Genomic DNA, 18,405 nt, shown 5'->3' with positions numbered 1-18,405 from the left:
GCATCGCGCTGCGCGGCATTCCATCACGCGGTGTCACGCTTCGTAGCGCCCTGCGCTCCCCGTCGCCGCGCGATGCACGCGACTACGGATTCCGGCGCGGCACACAGCCATGGCCGTCCCTACAATCGACGCAGCAGCCGCGTGCCCGTCCGCGCCACCGGCCCCATAACAACCCGTCGAACCGACGCCGAATCCGCCCCGATCCCGCCGTGCCTGCGCAGTTCCTGACGAATGCCGACGCCGGCGACGCCGCGAACCGGGCCATGCCCGCCGCTTCCGTGCCGCCCGCTGCTGCGCCGGCCGCGGTCGCGCTCGACGCGTCGCCCTACCTGCCGCGCCTGTCCGCCGCCGCCGCGCGCGGGCTGTCGCACGCGTACTGCGCGACCGGCGCCGTTCCGGTCACGCTCGGCGAGCATGCGTACGAGGTGCGCTGGCGCATCGATGCCGAGCCGGCCGCGGATGCGCACGCCTATCGCTTCGTCGTCGGCCCGGCCACCGGCACGCTATGGATCGATCCGATCGCGGAAACGGAATGGCTCGGCGACGCGGCCGACCCGGCCGTGCCGGCCGTGATCCGCGCGGCACTGCTCGCCGACCTGTGCGCGCCGCTCGCGGCCGTGCTGCAGGCCGCGACGCGGCAGCGCGTGGAACTGCTGCCGCCGCCCGCGAGCGCGCCCGCCTGGCGCGCATCGCCGGCCGCGCTGCGCTTCGAGCTGCGGCGCGCCGACAGCGCATGGCGCTGCCACGGCGCACTGCTGTTCGACGCGCCCGATGCGCTGGCCGTGTTCTTCGCGGCCGCGCCGGCCGCGCTCGCCGACACGCGCGCGGCCTATGCGAACCTGCCCGTGCCGCTCGTGTTCGAGATCGGCCGCACCGAGCTGACGACGGCCGAACTGGCCGATGTCGTCGGCGGCGACATCATCGCGATCGAGCGCTGGCAGGCGCACGAGCAGAACCTGCTGTGCGTCGCGCGGCTGCCGGCCGCGCCGGCATGGGAGATCATCGGACGGCCGTCGGGCAACCGGCTGACCGTCGAACGAATCAGGGAGATGCCTTTGGAACCGACCCGCACCGACACCACGCCCGCGACGGCGCACGACGCGCCGCCCGCCGATGCGCCGCGCACGCTCGACGGCCTCGCGGTCGACCTGCGCTTCGAGCTGCCGCCCACGTCGATGCCGCTCGGCGAATTGAGCGCGCTGCAGCCGGGCGCCGTGATCGAGCTGCAGCAGGGAATCAACCAGAGCGTGATCCATCTGGTCGCGAACGGGATGCTGATCGGCACCGGCCACCTGATCGCGGTCGGCCAGAAACTCGGCGTGCGCGTCGTCACGCTGACGCAACCCGCGCCGCGCGAGCGCTGAGCGATGGGCAACCTGCCGAATCCGGTCGCGCTGATCGCGGTGATCGCCGCGCTCGGCATCGCGCCGTTCGCGGCGCTGATGGTGACGAGCTATACGAAGCTCGTGGTCGTGCTCGGCCTCCTGCGCTCCGCGCTCGGGATCCAGCAGGTGCCGCCGAACCTCGTGCTGAACGGCATCGCGCTGATCCTGTCGCTGTTCATCATGGCGCCCGTCGGGATGTCGATCCGCGACGCGTTGCAGGCGCGCCACTTCGACGCGTCGGGGCAGCTGTCGACCGCCGACGTCGGCGCGCTCGCCGATGCCGCGCTGCCGCCGATCAAGGATTTCCTCGTGTCGCATACGCGGCAGCGCGACCGCGAATTCTTCGTGCGCACCGCGACGTCGGTCTGGCCGAAGAACCGCGCGGACGGCATCAAGGACGACGACCTGCTCGTGCTGGTGCCGAGCTTCACGCTCGCCGAACTGACGAAGGCATTCCAGATCGGTTTCGTGATCTATATCGTGTTCATCGTCGTCGACCTGCTGGTCGCGAACATCCTGCTCGCGCTCGGGATGCAGATGATCTCGCCGACGACGATCTCGGTGCCGTTCAAGCTGCTGCTGTTCGTCGCGCTCGACGGCTGGTCGCTGCTCGTGCACGGGCTCGTGCTGTCGTACCGCGTGGCGGGCGCGGGATGAATGCGCGCGGCCTGCGAACCGCCGCCGCGCACCTGTGCGCGCTGGTCGGGCTGCTCGTGCTCGCATGCGCCGGAATGCAGCCGCACATCGCGCATGCGGCCAGCGGCGCGGGCTTCGAGCAACTCGCTCGCGCGTGTGCGCCGAACGTCGATCCCGACACGCTCGCCGCGCTCGTGCGCACCGAGTCGGGCTTCAATCCGTATGCGATCGGCGTGGTCGGCGGTCACCTGGCGCGCCAGCCCGCGTCGCTCGACGAGGCGCGCGCGACCGCGCGCGAGCTTGCGTCGCGCGGCTTCAGCTACAGCGTCGGCCTCGCGCAGGTGAACGAACGAAATTTCACGAAATACGGGCTCGACGAAGCGACGATGTTCGAGCCGTGCCGCAACCTGCGGGCCGGCGGCGCGATCCTGACCGAATGCTTCGCGCGTTCGTCGGGCACCGGCCGCGCCGCGCAGGCCGCATTGCGCGCGGCACTGTCGTGCTACTACAGCGGCAACTTCACGACCGGTTTCTCGAGCGGCTACGTGAGCCGCGTCGTCGCGAGCGCGCAGCGCAACGCGCGCGAAGGCGGCGTCGAACCGATTCCGGTCGTGAGCGACACGCCGCCGCCCGAGCGCCGCCGGCGTATGGACGCGGCCGCCACCACGCCGCCCGAACACGCGCGGCGGCTGGCGTCGCCTGCCGCGTCCGCCGATGCGCCTTCGTGTCACGCGCGCCCGGTGGTGATGATGTGCCGCGGGCTGCCGGCGAACCAGGCGAAGCGGCTGTGCGTGCGGTGTCTCGACCAGTGAACGGGTGCGGCGCGGGCGTACGCGCCGACCGCCGTCAGCAAGTCGAACGCCGCGTCACCCCGCCCGCTGCGCCTCCAGCCACGCCTGGAACATCAGCACCGTCCACAACTGATGCTGCCAGTTCATCCGGCCCGTCTGATGCTGCCGCCACAGACGCTCGACCGCGGCCGCATCGAAGAAACCCTCTTCGCGCAACCGCGACGGCCGCAGCAGCGCCTCGGCCCAGTCGCGCAGCGAGCCGCGCAGCCAGTGATCGACGGGCGCGCAGAAGCCCTGCTTCGGCCGGTCGATCAGCGCCGACGGCACGTACTGGTCGAGCAGCCGGCGCAGCAGCGCCTTCGACTGCCCTTCCGGCAAACGCACCGACGCCGGCACGCGCCATGCGAATTCGACGACGTGATGGTCGAGGAACGGCATGCGCGTCTCGAGGCTCACGGCCATCGCCGCGCGGTCGACCTTCGCGAGAATGTCGGTCGGCAAATACGTGAGCGTATCGATCGCCATCGCCTGCTCGGCGAAGCTCAGGTGCGCGGGCCACGCGGACACCGTGTCGAGCGGCGTCGGCGGCTCCTGTCCCGACAGTGCGATGCGCTCGGGATGATGCACCGACGACATCAGCAGCCGGTACAGGCCGATGCGGCTCTCGGCCGTCATCACATGGCCGAGCTTGTGCAGGCGGTCGCCGATGCGCGATGCCGATTCGCGCGCCTCCACGCCGCCCCATGCGCCCTGCGCGACGGCCGCGAGCTGGTCCGCGTGATCGGGCCGCAGCGCATGCAGCGCGGCGGCGATCCGCGCGCGCACGGCGGCCGGCACCCGATGCAGCTTGCGCCACAGGCGCGGCGTCAGGAAGTAGCGCGTATAGCCGCCGAACAGCTCGTCGCCGCCGTCGCCGGACAGGCTCACCTTCACATGCCGGCGCGTCAGCTCCGACACGAGAAAGGTCGGGATCTGCGATGCATCGGCGAACGGCTCGTCGTAGATCGACGGCAGCTTCGGCACGACGCCGAGCGCATGGTCGGCCGTCACGTAAAGCTCGGTATGCCGCGTGCCGAGATGGCGCGCGACGGCCTTCGCGTAACCGGCTTCGTCGTAGCCGGCTTCGTGGAAGCCGATCGTAAACGTGTCGACCGGCGTCGCCGATTGCGCCTGCATCAGCGCGACGATCGCCGACGAATCGACGCCGCCCGACAGGAACGCGCCGAGCGGCACGTCGGCTTCCATCTGCCGCGCGACGGCCTGGCGCAGGATCGCGTCGAGCTGGCCGACGGCCTCGTCGGCACTGCCCTCGAACGGCTGCTCGCGGCCGCTCTCGATCGCCTGTTCGAGCGTCCAGTACGCGCGCACGCGCGGCGTGTCGCGCGCATGCTCGAACTGGATGTACGTGCCGGGCGGCAGCTTGCGGATGTCGCGATAGATCGTGTACGGCGCGGGCACGCTCGACTGGCGCAGGTACAGGCACAGCGCGTCGCGGTCGACCGTGCCGTCGAAGCCCGGATAGCCGCGCAGCGCCTTCAGCTCCGACGCGAACACGAGCGCGTCGCCGATCCGGCCGTAGTAGAGCGGCTTCTCGCCGATCCGGTCGCGCGCGAGCGTCAGCACCCGCGATGCGCGATTCCACAGCGCGAACGCGAACATGCCGGTCGCGCGCCGCAGCGTCGCCTCGACACCCCACGCGACGATTGCCGCGATCAGCACCTCGCTGTCGGAGTGGCCGCGCCACGCCGGTGCGCGACCCGCGCGCTCGAGCTCCGCGCGCAGTTCGCGATGGTTGTAGATTTCGCCGTTGAAGACCATGACGTAGCGGCCGCACGCGGACGCCATCGGCTGTCGGCCATGCACCGACAGGTCGACGATCGCAAGCCGCCGGTGGCCGAGGGCGATGCCGGCTTCCGGATCGACCCAGATGCCCTGCCCGTCCGGCCCGCGATGCGCGAGGCTCGCCGTCATTCGCGCGAGCGTGCCGCGCGCTGTCTCCTCATCGATGGCGACGGTATTCAGAAAGCCGTCGATTCCACACATGTGATTTGTCTGCCCCTGTTGACTTGTTCCGTCACGCGCGGCGCAACCTCGCGGCCCGCTGTCAGGCGTGACGGTCGAGCCATATTACGAAGAAATAATTCAGCAATAATTCACTGGTGAATTCGGGCCGCGGCCGAAAAAAAAACGGCGTCAAGCGCCGCGCGCGCATGACCACGCAAAGGGCCATATCGAAATGGAGCGATTGGCCACGCCGGTTCGCTGACCGGAAAAAGGGGGATATGCCCGCCGCCGCGTGCGTCAGACAGCGCCGGTCGCCCATTTCAGCAACTGCGCGACCTCGCGGAAATGCTGCTGCTGGATCGTGCCGTTCTCGGGTGTCGTCTCGTACAGTGCCTGCGCGAGCCCGACGTTCGCAAGCGTCGGGCGCAGCGCGTCGCGCGCGAGCCGCACGATCCGCTCGGCTGCCTCGCCTTCGCCGCGCGCGAGCACCCACGGCAGCGTGCCGATCCCGCCGTAATAGAGCGCGACCGCGACGCGCGGCGAATAGACGACCACCGACGCGAAACCGATCCGGTCCGGCAGCGACGCGAACTGCGCTTCGCGCGCGAGCTGCCGGCGCTTCGCCTCGATGTGCGGGTCGCCCTCGTCCTCCTTGTGCTCGCGTCGCACTTCGTCGATCGACATCTTCATCTTCTGGTTGAACTCGTGACGCTGATGCACGATGTCGATCAGCGCCATCACGATGTAGATCAGCGCGGCCCAGCCGAACAGCAGCATCAGCAGCTTCACGATCAGCGCGAGGATCGACATCGGCCGCGTGAAACCCGACTGCACCGACGGGTCGAGCGACTCGACGATCAGCCAGCCGAGCGTCGCGGCGAGCAGCACCGTCTTCAGCAGCATCTTCGCGAGATTGACGAGGTTGCGCATCGACCACAGGTTCTTCAGCCCCGCGGCCGGATTGAGCCGCGACAGTTGCGGCATGAGGCGGCTCCACGCCATCACGCCGCCGACCTGCACGAAGCCCGCGAGCAGGCCGGCCAGCAGCCCGGCCGCGACGATCTGCGCGGACAGCGTCGCCCAGTCGCGCGCGGCGCCGTCGATCAGCACCGCGATCCGTGCGGACGGGTCGGCCGCGCCGACCGCGTCGAACACGAGCCGGAACAGCGACTGCAACCGCGCGAACAGCGCGCCGATTCCGACCGCGAGCGCGACGCATACGCCGACGAAGAACGCCGACGAAATCGTTTCCGCGCTCTTCGGCACGTCGCCTTTCTCGCGCGCCTCGCGCAGGCGCTTCGCGGTCGGCTTCTGGTCCTTTTCGGCCATGTCGGCTCCGTCGTGCGCTCAGGCGCCGCCGTGCGCGGCGAACAGCGCGCGCAGCAGCGCCATCAGCCCGCTGTCGGGGCTCAGCAGCGAATGCAGCGCCGCGTACACCACCGGCAGGAACAGCACCATCATCAGCAGCGCGAGCGCGCTCTTCAGCGGCTGCGAGAACACGAAGATGTTGAGCTGCGGCACCGCGCGCCCGACGAGGCCGATGCCGAGTTCGACGAGCACCAGCACGATCGTCACCGGCGCGGCGAGCTTCACCATCCATTCGAAGATCGTGTCGGTCTGCCGCACGATGAAGGTTTGCAGCATCGACGAGAAATCGGGGCCGAGCGAGCCGATCGGCCACCACGCATACGACTGCGCGAACAGTTGCACGAGCACCTGCAGGCCGCCGGCCGTGACGAACAGCGCGATCGCGACGAAGTTGAGAAAGCCCGAGGTCGGGCCGCCCTCGTGGCCGCCCATCGGATCGAAGAACGCGGCGCTGCCGCTGCCCGTCTGGAAGTCGATCAGGTAGCCGACGCCCTGGATCGCGAACAGCACCGCGCTGAACGCGCCCGCGAGCAGCATGCCGACCACCGCCTCCTTCGCGACGAGCAGGCACCACATCAGGAACGGCAGCGCAGCCACCTGCGCGGAGTCGATCGCCGGCGCGACGAACGCGGCGATCACGACGGCGATCCCGTTGCGCACGAGCCCCGTGATGATCTGCTCGTTGAACACCGGCACGACGAACATGATCGGCAACAGGCGCGGCATCACGTAGAGCAGCGGCCGCAGCGTACCCGCGACGTCGTTGAAACCCGCGGCCTGGTCTAGCATCGGCGCTCCGCGGCGGCGGGCGGCTCGGGGTCGTCGGCCGGGGCGGCCGGGGTGGTTGAGGCGGTTGAAGCGGCTGCGTCGCTCATGTCGCTCATGTCGCTCATGTCGCTCATGTCGCTCATGTCGCTCGCGTCGACCGAGCCGGCTTCCGCAGCGGCCGGCCGGGCGGCCATCTCCGCGTCGAACGCGGCGGCCGCTTCCGGCTGCGCGGCCGCGTGGCCGGCCAGGTCGCCCGCCGCGCCTGACCATACCCCGGCCGTCGCGAAGCGCCGCACCGCGTAGCCGTCCGCGACTTCGTCGGCATCGCGCTCGACCCGCGCGGCGCGCGCGTGCAGCGCCTTCTCGCCGGCCTTGTCGAGCTTGTCCTCGGCGGCCTTCGCCTTGCGCGCGGCGCGCTGCAGGTCGGCCAGCGTCGCCTCGTGGCCGCGATGCACGTGCGCGGCCTCGCTCACCGACGCGTTCGCGGTGCCGATGTGCCGGTCGAACGTGCGCGTATCGGCCGCCGCGTTCTGCAGCGCGCGCGCCTCGCGCACATCGTCGGCAAGACGCGTCTGGATCGCGGCCTTCGCGGCCACCTGCTGCGCGAGCTGCGCGTGCGCGGCGTCGAGCGCGCGGCGGCTCTGCGCGGCGATGCCCTGCTGGCGTGCGGCCGCGACGCGCGCGATCTGGCTGCGCATCTCGCGCACGCGCTTCAGGCGCGCGAGCGTGGCAAGCACGAGGCGATCGTCGGCTTCAGACATGATCGTTCGCCAGCTTCGTCAGCTTCGCGAGCAGCGCGTCGAAATGCACGTCCTCGTGCGACGCCTGCGCGCAGAACGCGCCGATCGCGTCGCGCGCGCGCAGCGCGAGATCGCCGAGCCGGTCGCTGCCTTCGCGATACTCGCCGATCTGCACCAGCAGTTCGATCTCCTGGTACTTCGCGATCAGCTCGCGCACGCGCGCGGCCGCCTGCTGGTGCGCGCGGCTCGCGACGAGCGGCATCACGCGCGACAGGCTCGCGAGCACGTCGATCGCCGGATAGCGGTTCGCGAGCGCGATCTTGCGCGACAGCACGATATGGCCGTCGAGGATCGAGCGCACTTCCTCGGCGATCGGGTCCGATTCCTCGTCGCCTTCGACGAGCACCGTGTAGAGCGCGGTGATCGACCCGTTCGCGCCCTGCCCCGCGCGTTCGAGCAGGCGCGGCAGCACCGCGAACGTCGACGGCGGGAAGCTGCGCCGCGTCGGCGGCTCGCCGCTCGCGAGGCCGACCTCGCGCTGCGCGCGCGCGAAGCGCGTCAGCGAATCGACCAGCAGCAGCACGCGCTTGCCCGCATCGCGGAAGTACTCGGCGATCGCGGTGGCGACGAGCGCGGATTTCACGCGCTCCATCGCGGGACGATCGGACGTCGACACGACGACGATCGAACGCGCGCGCACCTCGGGCGACAGGCTGTGTTCGATGAATTCGCGCACCTCGCGGCCGCGTTCGCCGACCAGCGCGATCACGTTCACGTCGGCCTGCGCGCCGCGCGCGATCATCCCGAGCAGCGTGCTCTTGCCGACGCCCGACGGCGCGAAGATGCCGACGCGCTGCCCGACGCCGAGCGTCATCAGCCCATCGATCACGCGCACCCCGGTCGGAAACGGCGTGTCGATCATCTGGCGCGCGAGCGGGTTCGGCGGGTCCTGCTGCGTCGACACCCACGCGGCACCCGTCACCGGCCCGCGATCGTCGAGCGGCCGGCCGAGCCCGTCGAGCACGCGGCCGAACAGCCCTTCGCCCACCGGAAACACATGCTCGCGCCCGGACGGCACGACGGTCGTCTCCGGCGACAGCCCGGCCACGTCGCCGAGCGGCGTGAGCAGCGTCGTCTGCCGCGAAAAGCCGACCACTTCGGCGAGCAGCGTCGGCTGGTTCGGCGTGCGAAGTTCGCAGATCTCGCCGAGCCGCGCGCGGATGCCCGTCGCGTTCAGGATTTGCCCGACCGCGTGATTGACGCGGCCCTGCACCGATACCGGCGAGAAAAACGCGAGCCCCGCGTCGAGTTCGCCGACGAGGCGGCCTCGATCGAACGGCGCGCCGTCGTCGTCGCCGCTGCCGAACGGCTGCGTATCGTCGAGCGGCACGTTCATCGCGCGGCGCCCTTCAGCGCATCGCGGCGGATCGCCTGGCGCAGCGCGTCGATCTGCAGGTCGAGGCTCGCGTCGATGCGCCCGGATGGCGTCTCGACCGTGCACGCATGGCGTTCGAGCTGCGCATCCTCGACGATGCGGATCTTCTGCCGGTTCGATTGCCCCGCGAATGCACCGTCGAGCGCGTCGCGCATTTCGTCCTTGCGGCCGGGAGCGACATGCACGACCAGGAACGCCTCGTCGCGCACGAGCGGCGCGATCCGCGCCAGCGCGGCCTCGTACAGCTTCTGCGTGCTCATCTCGCCGACGATCGCGCGCACGGCCTTCACGACGATGTCGGCCATCGCGTCCTTCATCGTCTCCATCGTGCGCGCGGCGGCAAGCGCCTGCGTGTAGGCCTGCGCGGCCTGCTCGCGCTGCGCGCGGCGCATCCCTTCGTCGTAGCCGGCCGCCTGCCGCTTGTCGAATTCGCGCTGCGCGTCGGCGACGATGCGTGCGGCCTCGTCGTGCGCGGTCGCGATCACCGCGGACGCGTCGAGCAGCGCCGCGTATTCGCGCTCCTTGAGCACCTTGCGCTCCGACAGCAGTTGCAGGTTGTCGCTCGTGATCAGAAAAGCCAGTCCCATGACGCAAGCCTCTCGGGAATCAGAAACAGGAACATCAGTTCGCCGAACTGGTCGCGCTGCGTGCGGTTCAGCCAGTACGGCGCTTCGTCGTCGATCGCGCGGTTGAACTTCAGGCGCGCGCGCCGCGCGATCGCGTCGCCCGCCACGCCGATGAAATCCGCGAGCAGCCGTCCGCCGCGTGCGCGGATCACGACGGGCAGCGCGGCGGGATCCGCGCGCCACGGTTCGAGCGTGTCGGCGAGCGCGCCGAATTCCGGCGCGCGTTCGAGCGCGAGTTCCAGTGCGTCGCCGCCGAGCCGGGCCGCGACTTCCGCGCGGATGCGCCGCACGGTCAGCGCATCGCGCAGCCAGTTGCGATGCAGCAGCAGCCCCGCATACGACGCCAGTTGCTCGAGCGCCGCGCCGGGCAGCAGCGCGAGCCGCGCGCACGGGTTCGCGACGTCGAAGTCGTGCCGATCGGCCACGCCGTGCGCGTCGAGCAGGTGCCGCGCGAGCAGCTTGCGGCCGGCCGCGCCGAACGCGTCCGGCGAGCGGTAGCGCGCGGGCCAGTCGGCCGGCACGCGCGTCACGTGCAGATAACGATCGGGCCGCAGGTTGAAGTCGCAGACGAGCGCATGAAACGCGGCACGGCGCGCGGCGGGCGGCGGCGCGAGCGGCTGCAGCCACGGCAGCGGCGCCGTGTCGGACAGGGCGGCCGCGTCACCCGGTGGTGCATGCGAATCGCTCATGCGCCGTCGCGCGCGCCGTCCGGCGTGCGCAGACCGCCGCCGGCCGGCTGCGCGGACGCCGGCTGCGCGGACGCGCCGCCATTGGCCCCGCGCGGCGCGCCGAGCAGGCCGGCAAGCCGTGCGCCGAACATTCCGCGCCGCGCTGCCGACAGCGCGATCACCGCGCAGGTCAGCAGGATCAGCGCGAACACGAGCCAGCCGAGCGGCGAGCGCAGCCGCACGATATCGGTCACCGCGCTGCCAATCCCGTCCACGCGCGTTGCTTGCGCGGCGGCCGGCTGCAGGAACAGCGACACGTTGTCGTATTGCAGCCCTTCGATGCTGTGCGCGACGAGATCCTTGACCATCGGCGCCATTGCGCGCAGGTCGACGCCCGATCGATAGCGGATATACACGGCCGCCGACGATGGCTTGATCTTGTCCGCGAGCGGATCGTTCTCCGGAATCACGACCTGCACGCGCGCGACGACCACGCCCTCGATGTCCTGCAGCGTGCGCGACAGGTCCTGCGACACGCCGTACAGATAGCGCACACGTTCCTCGGCCGGCGTCGACACGAGGCCCTGCTTCTGGAACAGCTCGCCGAGGCTTGCATAACTCGGCTTCGGCAGCCCGTTTGCCTGCAATACCGTGAGCGCCGACTGCATGTCGCCGTCCGCGACGCTGACCAGCCATGCGTTGCGGTCCGACGTGTCGCGCGCGTCGTTGTCCTTCGACGCGCTGATGCCCGCGTCGCCGAGCACCGCGACCATCTGGTTCGCATCGCGCTCCGACAGGCCCGAGTACAGCTCCTTCTGGCACCCGGCCAACAGCACGAGCAGCCCCGCGAGCAGCGCGCGCGCCGCCCGGCTGCGCCACGCATGCGCGCGCGGCGTCGAATCGATCGTCGTCATCGTTTGTCCGCTTCAGGGTGCGTGAGGCCGAATCCGGCCTGCACGCACGCTTTCACTCCTGCGTCTTCAGCACGGTGTGCGTGAAGCCGTTCGCCGCCTGCGCGACCGACAGGCTCAACTGGTATTCCGAAATCGTGGTGGTCGCCGTCCACTGGAAATCCATCGCCTTCACCATCGTCATCATCGGATCGCTGCGGCTGTCCGCCATCGACGTCAGCATCTCGCTGCGATGCTTGTCGATGTTCGCGTACCGCGTATCGAGATCGTTGCCGTAGGTGCGCAACCGCTCGACGAGCGACGACTGGTTCGCCTGCGCGGGCGTCATCTGCACGGCCGGCGCCGCATCAGCCGGCGCGCGCGACATCGCGACGCCCGACGAAGACGACGCCGCCGGCGACGCACCCGGCTGCATCAGCGCATCGAACTGGCGCACCTGCGCCGGATCGGACGCCGAGCCCGTTTGCTGCACGGCACCCGCGAGCGCGGCCGCGCCCGGCGGCGCCGCGCCTACGCCTGTCACTGACATATTCATGTCCTCCTTGGCTGGCAGGCGCCGGACCGGATCGGTCGGGCCCGCCCGGAACAGGCCGGCCGGCACGCGCGCATCAGCGGCCGGGCGCCCTTCGCGGGCAGGCCCGGCGCGCGTCGGCACGCGGCGCGGCCGGCAACCGGCGTCATGCGCGGCCGGCCGAGCTCAGGTGTTGCGCAACCTGGGCGTTCGCCGTCCCCTCCTGCGCGGTCACTGCGTTGCTGGTTTCGAACGTCGCAGTCGACTGCTGGACCTGGAAGTTGATCTTCGTCAGTTCGAGCTGCGTCTTGGTCAGGTCGTCGGCCTGCTGCTGGACCTGGTTCGTGTTGGTTGCACCACCTGCGGCCTGGGTACCCATGTTTCGCTCCTTAACGTGAACTTCATCCACCTTCCGGCGATGGCCCCATGCCCCGCCGGCGACGTGAGCCGCCGCACCGATGCGACGCCCCGCGTAATGCGCGCACCGCCTGTCGAGCGATGCGCATGACCTGTCGCAGCGCTAGTGCGCCGCCTCCTTCGTCGAAGCACCGGCCGACTTGGCACCCGCTTGCGGTACGCCCGGCAACAGCGTCGGCCCCGGCACCGGCTGCGCGACTCCAGCCGCCGCACCGCTCGCGAGCGGCGCCACGGGCGGCGCGGGTGCCTGCTCGGGCGCGTTCGCCGACGCGCCGCCGAGCGGCATCGTGATGCGCTGGCCGTTGCGTTCGAACACCACTTCGTCCGCGCCGATCGACACGACGGTCGGCCCGTCCTTCAGCCGCGCGCCCTCGAAATAGCGGCTGCCGTCGACCGTCTCGATATAGCGCTGGTCGCCGTCGCCGGCGAACACGGTCGTGATCTCCGGGATGCCGGCCATCCCGCCGAGCGTCGTCGTCGTGCGCGGCGCGGCCGGATCGGCATCGCGCACGTGATCGACCACTTCGAGCGCCGGGCGCGCGTCCTTCATGTAGTTGCGGATGCGCGGCTCGATCTGCGCGCGCGCGGCCGCGCCCGTCAGCTCGATCCGGCCGCGGCCGAGATACGCGACCGTCAGCGCCGTATCGCTGAAATAGGTCTGCGCGGTCGCCACCAGATCGCTGACCACGTAGATGTTGCCGAGCGCCGCGTTGTCGACACCCGCGACGATCTGCGCGACGCGTTCGCGCGCGGCCGGGTCGCTCACGTAGCCGGACACGATCACGCCGTCGTCGCGTGGCGCGACGGCCAGCTCCGGATACGCGTGCAGCAGTTGCTGCAGCCGGTGCGTGCGCGCGAGCACCGATTCGTGCTGCCACGGCAGGCGCCCCGACCACGCGACGAAGCCGTAGCCGAGCGCGCCGAGCAGCACGCCGATCCACAGCGCGACCAGCGCGATCACGAGCCGCCGGCTGCCGAGGCGGCGCAGCCCGCCGGTAAGCCAGCCGAGCCACGCGGCCTCGCGCGCGGCGTCCGGCGCGTCGGTTTCGTCGGGCACCGCGACGCTCGCCTGCGCGTGCCGTGCGATGCCGAGCCGGATCGAGCCGACCGTCACGACGTCGTGCGGCGTCATCGAGCGGCGGCCGCTGCCGAGCGGTTCGTCGTTGAACAGCACCGGTGCACCGGCGTCGCCGCCGTGGTTCTGCACGGTCACCGCGAGCGCGCCGACCTGCAGGCACACCTGTTTCGCACCAATCTCGCGATCGGGCAGGATCACTTCGCAATCGGCCGCGGTGCCGACCCAGTTCGCGCCGCGCGCGAGCGACATCGTGCGGCCGTACATCGGCCCGCTCAGGAAGCACAGGTTCCACGGCGACGCGAGCGCGGCCGCGCCTGCCCCCGCGCCTCCCGCGCTGCCGGGCAATGCGCCGTCGCCGTGCGGATCAATGATGGTCGTCGACATGGGGGGTGGCTCCTGCGGTCGTCGCCGCCGGCTGCGACGCCGCATCCTTCGGCTGCGGCGGCAGCGCCGGCGGGCCGAACTTCGTGCCGGGCAGCGGCTTCGGCGTCAGCGGCACCGCGACGTCGTTATCCGGCGGCCGATACATCGACATGCCTTCCCGGTTCGCCGGCTGGTCGGCGCCCGGGTTCACGGGCGAGCCGTCCGGCGCGTACATCGACGCGGTCGTCACCACGCGCGGCGTCAGCAGGTAGAACCGCTCCATGTGGTTGCCCGACTTGTCGGTGTACTTGAACAGGTTGCCGATCAGCGGGATGTCGGACAGCCAGGGCACGCCGCTCTTGTTCAGCTTCACCTCGTCGTCGTTGAAACCGGCGATCAGCAGGCTCTTGCCTTCGTCGATCATCGACTTGGTGACGATATTGCGCTGCTGGATCACCGGAATGTTCGACACGGCCTGCCCCTGCACGACGTTGCCGTCCTGGATGTCGATCGACATCATCACGCTCTGCGGATTGCCGGATACGGCGGCCGCGTTGCGGATCGCCTCGTCGACGATCATCGGCGTCACCTTGATGCTCGTGCCGGTCGTCACGCTGTACAGCGACGAATCCTGGTAGCCCTGCACCTGCACGTAGAACTGCGTGAGGTTCTCGAGGATCGCCTCGGTGTTGTCGAGCGCGAGCACCTTCGGTTTCGAACGCAACTGCGCCTGCCCCTTCTGCGCGAGCGCGTTCACGCGCGTCAGCAGGTAGTTGCGCAGCGAGCCGCCGATCGATGCGGTCAGCGCGATACCCGTCGGCAGGAAGGTGCCCGTCTGCCCGGTTTCCGACGTGCCGACGCCGAACGTCAGCGGCGGATTGCCGGAGCCGTTGTACTGCGTGTTGCCGTTCAGCGGATTCGCGCCGTTGCCGATCTGCACGTCGCCGTGCGTCGTGTGCAGGCGCCAGTCGATCCCGAGGCTGTCGAGCGAATCCTCGTTGATGTCGATGATCGTCACGTTGATCTCGACGATGCGCGGCCGCTCGTCGAGCTGGTTGATCAGCGACTGGTAGCGATACATGTTCTCCGGCAGGTCGCGCACGATCACCGCGTTGATCGCCGGATCGGCGACGATCTGCGGCAGCGTGTCGCCGCCGCCGTTCGAGAACGGCGAGAACCCGGCCGTCGCGCTGCCGTCGCCGGAATAGCCGCCCGAACGCGGGCCGCCGGAGATATCGGGGAAATCGAGGCGCGGCACCGCGATCGTCAGCCCCGAGCCGAGCTTGACCTGGCGCGCGGCCTGCCCGAGCGACGTGCTCGACGGCAGTGCGTTCGTGCCGCCGCCCTTGCCGAACAGCCGGCTCAGAATCGTCGCGACGCCCGGCACGGTCACTTCCTTGCCCGAGCGGTTGATCGTGAAATCCGACGCCCAGCCGTACTTCAGCCGGAATGCGCGGATGTCCGCATGCGCGCCGTTCGCCGCCGGATCGCCGACCGAGCCGACCGCCTGCCGCACGAGCTCGACGTAGCGGCGCGGGCCGGCCACGTACACGCTGTTCGCGCGGTCGTTGATCACGAGCGTGTAGCGCTTGTCGGGAATCTGCATCGCCTGCAGCGCGCGGCCGATTTCGCCGGATGCGTTCGGCGGGATCGGGATCATCTGCGTCTGCGACTGGTCGGCCGGATCGACGTACAGGAACGAGCCGTCGTAGTACCACGTGAGCCCGTAGGTCGAGCAGATCGTGTCGAGCGTCTGCTGCGGCGTGCCCGAGAAGCGGCCGCTGATCACGCCGTCGACCTTCGGGTCGACCACCGCCGTCACGCCCTGCGACGATGCGAGTTCGCGAATGAAGTCGCCGATCTTCTTGCCGTTCGCGACGATCGTGAACGGCTTGTTGCGCCAGCGCAGGTCCGCGGCGCGGGCCGGCTGCGCGGGCGCCATGCACAGCGACGCCGTGAGCAGCGCGGTCGCGCACATGGCAAGCGCGGCCCGTTGCAGGCTGCGCGGTTGAAACCGGATCGGGGCGACGCGTCGACGCATCAAAGGACTCCTGTGGAAGAAACGAACATGCGTTCCAGCGCCTGCTGCGCGAAGCGCAGCACTTCGCCGCCGAGCCAGCCCGACAGCAGCACGAGTGCGACCATCACGGCGATCAGCCGCACCGCGATGCCGATGTTGGCGTCCTGCACCTGCGTGACGGCCTGCAGGATCGCGACGACGAGGCCCGTGACCGTGGCGATCAGCACGATCGGCAGCGACAGCAGCAGCACGAGCATCAGCGCCTGGCGCGTCAGGTCGAGGATCGTCGAGCTCGTCATTGCACGGCTCCCGGCACGCGCACGTCGGCGCCCGCGCCGACCGAGCCGTCGTCCGGCGGGTTCTTCACCCAGCCGATCGTGTGCAGCTGCACGTCCTCCTCGACCTCCTGGTACGACAGCACCGCCAGTTCGGGCAGCACCGGCTGCAGGATCGTCTTCACATAGCGGCGCGCGCCGAGCGCGACCATCACCGCGAGCCGCGCCGCGCCCTGCGCGTTGCCGTGGCCGCCGGGGCCGGCCGCCTGCGCGGCCTGCACGATCGCGCGCACCTGTTCGCCGATGTCCTGCTTGATCGCGCTCGACAGCGCGAGGAAATTGCCCTGCTTGGTGCGCATCACCGCGCTCTCGATCCGCTCCTGCAGGTTCTGCTCGAACAGCACGACCCGCAGCTGGCGCGTCGTGCCCGCATGGCGGTCGGTAATCATCCGGCGCAGGTCGACGCGCACGAGCTCGACCAGCGCGATCACGTCGTCGGGTTCGTTCGGCGCCCACGTGATCAGGCTCTCGAAAATCACGCGCAGGTTGCGGATCGGCACCTGTTCGGCGAGCAGCCGGCGCAGCACTTCGGTCACGCGCTGCAGCGGCACGAGCCGCGTCAGCTCGCCCACGAGTTCGGGGTGTTCGCGGCGCACGAGATGCACGAGCGCCTGCGTCTCCTGGATACCCAGCAGTTCGTCCGCATGCTGGCGCACGATCTGCTCGACGTGCGCGGCGAGCGCACTTTCGCTCGACAGCCACTTGCCGTCCGGCGCGGCACCGTCGGGCTTGATCCACAGTGCGGTCGCGAACGGGCCGAACGCCTCGGCCGGCTGGCGTTCCGCGCGCTCGGGCAGCGGCGCGACACCGTCCCACAGCAGCCAGCCCGGCTTCAGCGCGCCATGCGCGGCGAGCACGTCCTGCAGGTAGATCCGGTACGTGCCGGCCGCCGCGCCTTCGTCGTCGTTCAGCGTGATGCGCGGGAACACCGTGCCTATATCCGCGTCGACGCGCGCCTTCGCGCTCGACAGCGCGGCCTGCAGTTGCGCGAGGTTCAGGCTCGTGCGCAGGTCGTCGGACAGCGATACCGCGATCAGCGACGTGACGCCCGCCGCGTGCGACACCTTCGCGGGCTGCCCGTCGTCGGCCGTGCCGACGCGCCCCGCGATCTGAATCAGGTTGAAGCTCGGCGCGGTCGTCTTGTGCTTGATCTGCGAGAACGCGAACGCGCCGAGGCCGAGCGCGATCAGCGCGAACGACCATTTCGGAAAGCCGGGCACGACGAGAAAACCGGCCAGCACCAGCGCCGCGATCAGCAGCGCGCGCGGATGCGCACCCAGTTGCTCGCCGAGCTGTTCGCCGAGCTGGCGCTGCCGCGCATCGCGGGTCGCGACGCGCGTCGTCACGATGCCGGCCGCGATCGACACGAGCAGCGACGGAATCTGCGACGCCATCCCGTCGCCGACCGTCAGGATCGCGTAGCGTTGCAGCGCCGCGCCGATATCCATCCCGTGCATCAGCGTGCCGACCGCGATCCCCGCGACGATATTGATGAACGCGATCACGAGGCCCGCGATCGCGTCGCCCTTCACGAACTTCATCGCGCCGTCCATCGCGCCGTGCATCTGCGATTCCTGCTCGAGCTTCTCGCGGCGCTCGCGCGCTTCGTCGGCACTGATGATGCCCGCGCGCAGGTCCGCGTCGATGCTCATCTGCTTGCCCGGCATCGCGTCGAGCGAGAAGCGCGCGCCGACTTCGGCCACCCGCTCCGACCCTTTCGCGATCACGATGAACTGCACGACGGCGATCACGAGGAACACCACGCCGCCCACCACGACGTTGTTGCCGACGACGAGCCGCCCGAACGCGTCGATCACGTGGCCGGCGTTCGCATGCAGCAGGATCAGCTTGCACGACGCGATGTTCAGCGCGAGCCGGAACAGCGTCGTAAACAGCAGCAGCGCGGGAAACGACGAGAAGCTGACCGCCGACGGCACGTAGGTCGATACCGTCAGCAGCACGACACTCACGGCGAGATTCAGCGAGATCATCCCGTCGAGCGCGGCCTGCGGCAGCGGCAGGATGAACAGCGCGACGACCGCGACGATGAACGCGGCGATGAACAGGTCGGCGCGCGGCGACGCACCCCGCAGACGCCGTCCGGACACGCCGCGGCCAGCGGAAAACAACCGCTGCCAGTCGCGGGGGAGCGCCTTCGGTTCTGCCATCGTGCCGGTGTCCTGTCGTCGTTATCGCCGGCTGGCACGGGCAACCCTGCCCCGTGCCGCACGGACCGTTGAATGGGACGAGTGTAGCGATGCGAACCGATGGAAAAAGGGATGCACCTCGTAGCGCGAAAGCGCGTTTGCCGGCGGCGATCGGATCGGACTACGAAACCCGGCGACGCGT

The 18,405-nt window shown here is 70.2% G+C and carries 17 protein-coding genes; 3 read left to right on the top strand and 14 right to left on the bottom strand.

Annotation, left to right across the window (positions count from 1 at the left end; translation table 11 throughout):
- Positions 1-209: 209 nt before the first annotated feature.
- The 3 genes from sctQ to BT264_RS26650 are packed head-to-tail and all read left to right on the top strand — an operon-like array spanning position 210 to position 2,833.
- Positions 210-1,364 carry a type III secretion system cytoplasmic ring protein SctQ gene (gene sctQ / locus BT264_RS26660; protein WP_072442336.1) on the top strand — a complete coding sequence of 385 codons (1,155 nt, stop codon included), beginning with the start codon at positions 210-212 and terminating at the stop codon, positions 1,362-1,364.
- A gap of 3 nt (positions 1,365-1,367) precedes the next feature.
- A complete protein-coding gene (gene sctR, locus BT264_RS26655) occupies positions 1,368-2,042 on the top strand; it encodes a type III secretion system export apparatus subunit SctR (RefSeq protein WP_034180501.1) in 675 nt (224 codons plus the stop codon).
- Positions 2,039-2,833, top strand: coding sequence for a lytic transglycosylase domain-containing protein (locus BT264_RS26650; protein WP_072442334.1), 795 nt, complete (start codon positions 2,039-2,041; stop codon positions 2,831-2,833). The genes sctR and BT264_RS26650 overlap by 4 nt, the downstream gene beginning before the upstream one ends.
- Positions 2,834-2,887: 54 nt before the next feature.
- Here the strand turns inward: BT264_RS26650 and asnB are convergent, their stop codons facing one another.
- The 14 genes from asnB to sctV form a co-directional block, all read right to left on the bottom strand.
- On the bottom strand, positions 2,888-4,855 hold the full coding sequence (asnB, locus tag BT264_RS26645) for an asparagine synthase (glutamine-hydrolyzing) (RefSeq protein ID WP_072442331.1): 1,968 nt from the start codon (positions 4,853-4,855) through the stop codon (positions 2,888-2,890).
- A 258-nt stretch (positions 4,856-5,113) separates the two neighbouring features.
- Entirely contained in the window at positions 5,114-6,145 is a 1,032-nt protein-coding gene (locus BT264_RS26640) for an EscU/YscU/HrcU family type III secretion system export apparatus switch protein (protein WP_072442329.1), read from the bottom strand.
- A gap of 18 nt (positions 6,146-6,163) precedes the next feature.
- Positions 6,164-6,973 (bottom strand): type III secretion system export apparatus subunit SctT, encoded by an 810-nt coding sequence (gene sctT, locus BT264_RS26635; protein ID WP_034180505.1) that lies wholly within the window; start codon positions 6,971-6,973, stop codon positions 6,164-6,166.
- Positions 6,967-7,713, bottom strand: coding sequence for a hypothetical protein (locus BT264_RS26630; protein WP_072442328.1), 747 nt, complete (start codon positions 7,711-7,713; stop codon positions 6,967-6,969). The genes sctT and BT264_RS26630 overlap by 7 nt, the downstream gene beginning before the upstream one ends.
- Positions 7,706-9,088 (bottom strand): type III secretion system ATPase SctN, encoded by a 1,383-nt coding sequence (gene sctN, locus BT264_RS26625; RefSeq protein WP_072442326.1) that lies wholly within the window; start codon positions 9,086-9,088, stop codon positions 7,706-7,708. The genes BT264_RS26630 and sctN overlap by 8 nt, the downstream gene beginning before the upstream one ends.
- The gene (gene sctL, locus BT264_RS26620; RefSeq protein ID WP_034180508.1) at positions 9,085-9,714 is read right to left on the bottom strand and encodes a type III secretion system stator protein SctL; all 630 of its coding nucleotides are present in this window, start codon (positions 9,712-9,714) and stop codon (positions 9,085-9,087) included. The genes sctN and sctL overlap by 4 nt, the downstream gene beginning before the upstream one ends.
- Positions 9,696-10,442, bottom strand: a complete 747-nt coding sequence (locus BT264_RS26615; protein WP_072442324.1) for a SctK family type III secretion system sorting platform protein — start codon at positions 10,440-10,442, stop codon at positions 9,696-9,698. Before BT264_RS26615 ends, sctL begins: the two co-directional genes overlap by 19 nt.
- Positions 10,439-11,335: a type III secretion system inner membrane ring lipoprotein SctJ gene (sctJ, locus tag BT264_RS26610; RefSeq protein WP_072442322.1), complete on the bottom strand. Its 897-nt coding sequence runs from the start codon at positions 11,333-11,335 to the stop codon at positions 10,439-10,441. The genes BT264_RS26615 and sctJ overlap by 4 nt, the downstream gene beginning before the upstream one ends.
- 52 nt (positions 11,336-11,387) lie before the next feature.
- Entirely contained in the window at positions 11,388-11,861 is a 474-nt protein-coding gene (locus tag BT264_RS26605; protein WP_034180983.1) for a hypothetical protein, read from the bottom strand.
- A 148-nt stretch (positions 11,862-12,009) separates the two neighbouring features.
- The gene (locus BT264_RS26600) at positions 12,010-12,222 is read right to left on the bottom strand and encodes a hypothetical protein (protein WP_034180511.1); all 213 of its coding nucleotides are present in this window, start codon (positions 12,220-12,222) and stop codon (positions 12,010-12,012) included.
- A 141-nt stretch (positions 12,223-12,363) separates the two neighbouring features.
- A complete protein-coding gene (sctD, locus tag BT264_RS26595) occupies positions 12,364-13,722 on the bottom strand; it encodes a type III secretion system inner membrane ring subunit SctD (protein WP_072442320.1) in 1,359 nt (452 codons plus the stop codon).
- Complete coding sequence (sctC, locus tag BT264_RS26590; RefSeq protein WP_072442318.1) at positions 13,703-15,742, bottom strand: type III secretion system outer membrane ring subunit SctC; 2,040 nt, start codon at positions 15,740-15,742, stop codon at positions 13,703-13,705. Before sctC ends, sctD begins: the two co-directional genes overlap by 20 nt.
- Positions 15,742-16,020, bottom strand: a complete 279-nt coding sequence (gene sctS / locus BT264_RS26585; RefSeq protein ID WP_006480854.1) for a type III secretion system export apparatus subunit SctS — start codon at positions 16,018-16,020, stop codon at positions 15,742-15,744. Before sctS ends, sctC begins: the two co-directional genes overlap by 1 nt.
- Positions 16,017-18,224, bottom strand: coding sequence for a type III secretion system export apparatus subunit SctV (gene sctV, locus BT264_RS26580; protein ID WP_072442316.1), 2,208 nt, complete (start codon positions 18,222-18,224; stop codon positions 16,017-16,019). Before sctV ends, sctS begins: the two co-directional genes overlap by 4 nt.
- Positions 18,225-18,405: the final 181 nt, after the last annotated feature.

The sequence above is a fragment of the Burkholderia sp. NFPP32 genome, from assembly GCF_900119325.1.
GTDB classification, from domain to species: Bacteria; Pseudomonadota; Gammaproteobacteria; order Burkholderiales; family Burkholderiaceae; genus Burkholderia; species Burkholderia pyrrocinia_C.
Note: the sequence above shows the minus strand (reverse complement) of the source record. Positions and strands in the feature narration are given on the sequence as shown.

What these genes read in the sequence shown, in the direction of transcription:
- sctR (WP_034180501.1), top strand. Translation starts at nt 1,368, where the DNA reads ATGGGCAACCTGCCGAATCCGGTCGCGCTGATCGCGGTGATCGCCGCG.
- BT264_RS26650 (WP_072442334.1), top strand. Translation starts at nt 2,039, where the DNA reads ATGAATGCGCGCGGCCTGCGAACCGCCGCCGCGCACCTGTGCGCGCTG.
- asnB (WP_072442331.1), bottom strand. Translation starts at nt 4,855, where the DNA reads ATGTGTGGAATCGACGGCTTTCTGAATACCGTCGCCATCGATGAGGAG.
- BT264_RS26640 (WP_072442329.1), bottom strand. Translation starts at nt 6,145, where the DNA reads ATGGCCGAAAAGGACCAGAAGCCGACCGCGAAGCGCCTGCGCGAGGCG.
- sctT (WP_034180505.1), bottom strand. Translation starts at nt 6,973, where the DNA reads ATGCTAGACCAGGCCGCGGGTTTCAACGACGTCGCGGGTACGCTGCGG.
- BT264_RS26630 (WP_072442328.1), bottom strand. Translation starts at nt 7,713, where the DNA reads ATGTCTGAAGCCGACGATCGCCTCGTGCTTGCCACGCTCGCGCGCCTG.
- sctN (WP_072442326.1), bottom strand. Translation starts at nt 9,088, where the DNA reads ATGAACGTGCCGCTCGACGATACGCAGCCGTTCGGCAGCGGCGACGAC.
- sctL (WP_034180508.1), bottom strand. Translation starts at nt 9,714, where the DNA reads ATGGGACTGGCTTTTCTGATCACGAGCGACAACCTGCAACTGCTGTCG.
- BT264_RS26615 (WP_072442324.1), bottom strand. Translation starts at nt 10,442, where the DNA reads ATGAGCGATTCGCATGCACCACCGGGTGACGCGGCCGCCCTGTCCGAC.
- sctJ (WP_072442322.1), bottom strand. Translation starts at nt 11,335, where the DNA reads ATGACGACGATCGATTCGACGCCGCGCGCGCATGCGTGGCGCAGCCGG.
- BT264_RS26605 (WP_034180983.1), bottom strand. Translation starts at nt 11,861, where the DNA reads ATGTCAGTGACAGGCGTAGGCGCGGCGCCGCCGGGCGCGGCCGCGCTC.
- BT264_RS26600 (WP_034180511.1), bottom strand. Translation starts at nt 12,222, where the DNA reads ATGGGTACCCAGGCCGCAGGTGGTGCAACCAACACGAACCAGGTCCAG.
- sctD (WP_072442320.1), bottom strand. Translation starts at nt 13,722, where the DNA reads ATGTCGACGACCATCATTGATCCGCACGGCGACGGCGCATTGCCCGGC.
- sctC (WP_072442318.1), bottom strand. Translation starts at nt 15,742, where the DNA reads ATGCGTCGACGCGTCGCCCCGATCCGGTTTCAACCGCGCAGCCTGCAA.
- sctS (WP_006480854.1), bottom strand. Translation starts at nt 16,020, where the DNA reads ATGACGAGCTCGACGATCCTCGACCTGACGCGCCAGGCGCTGATGCTC.
- sctV (WP_072442316.1), bottom strand. Translation starts at nt 18,224, where the DNA reads ATGGCAGAACCGAAGGCGCTCCCCCGCGACTGGCAGCGGTTGTTTTCC.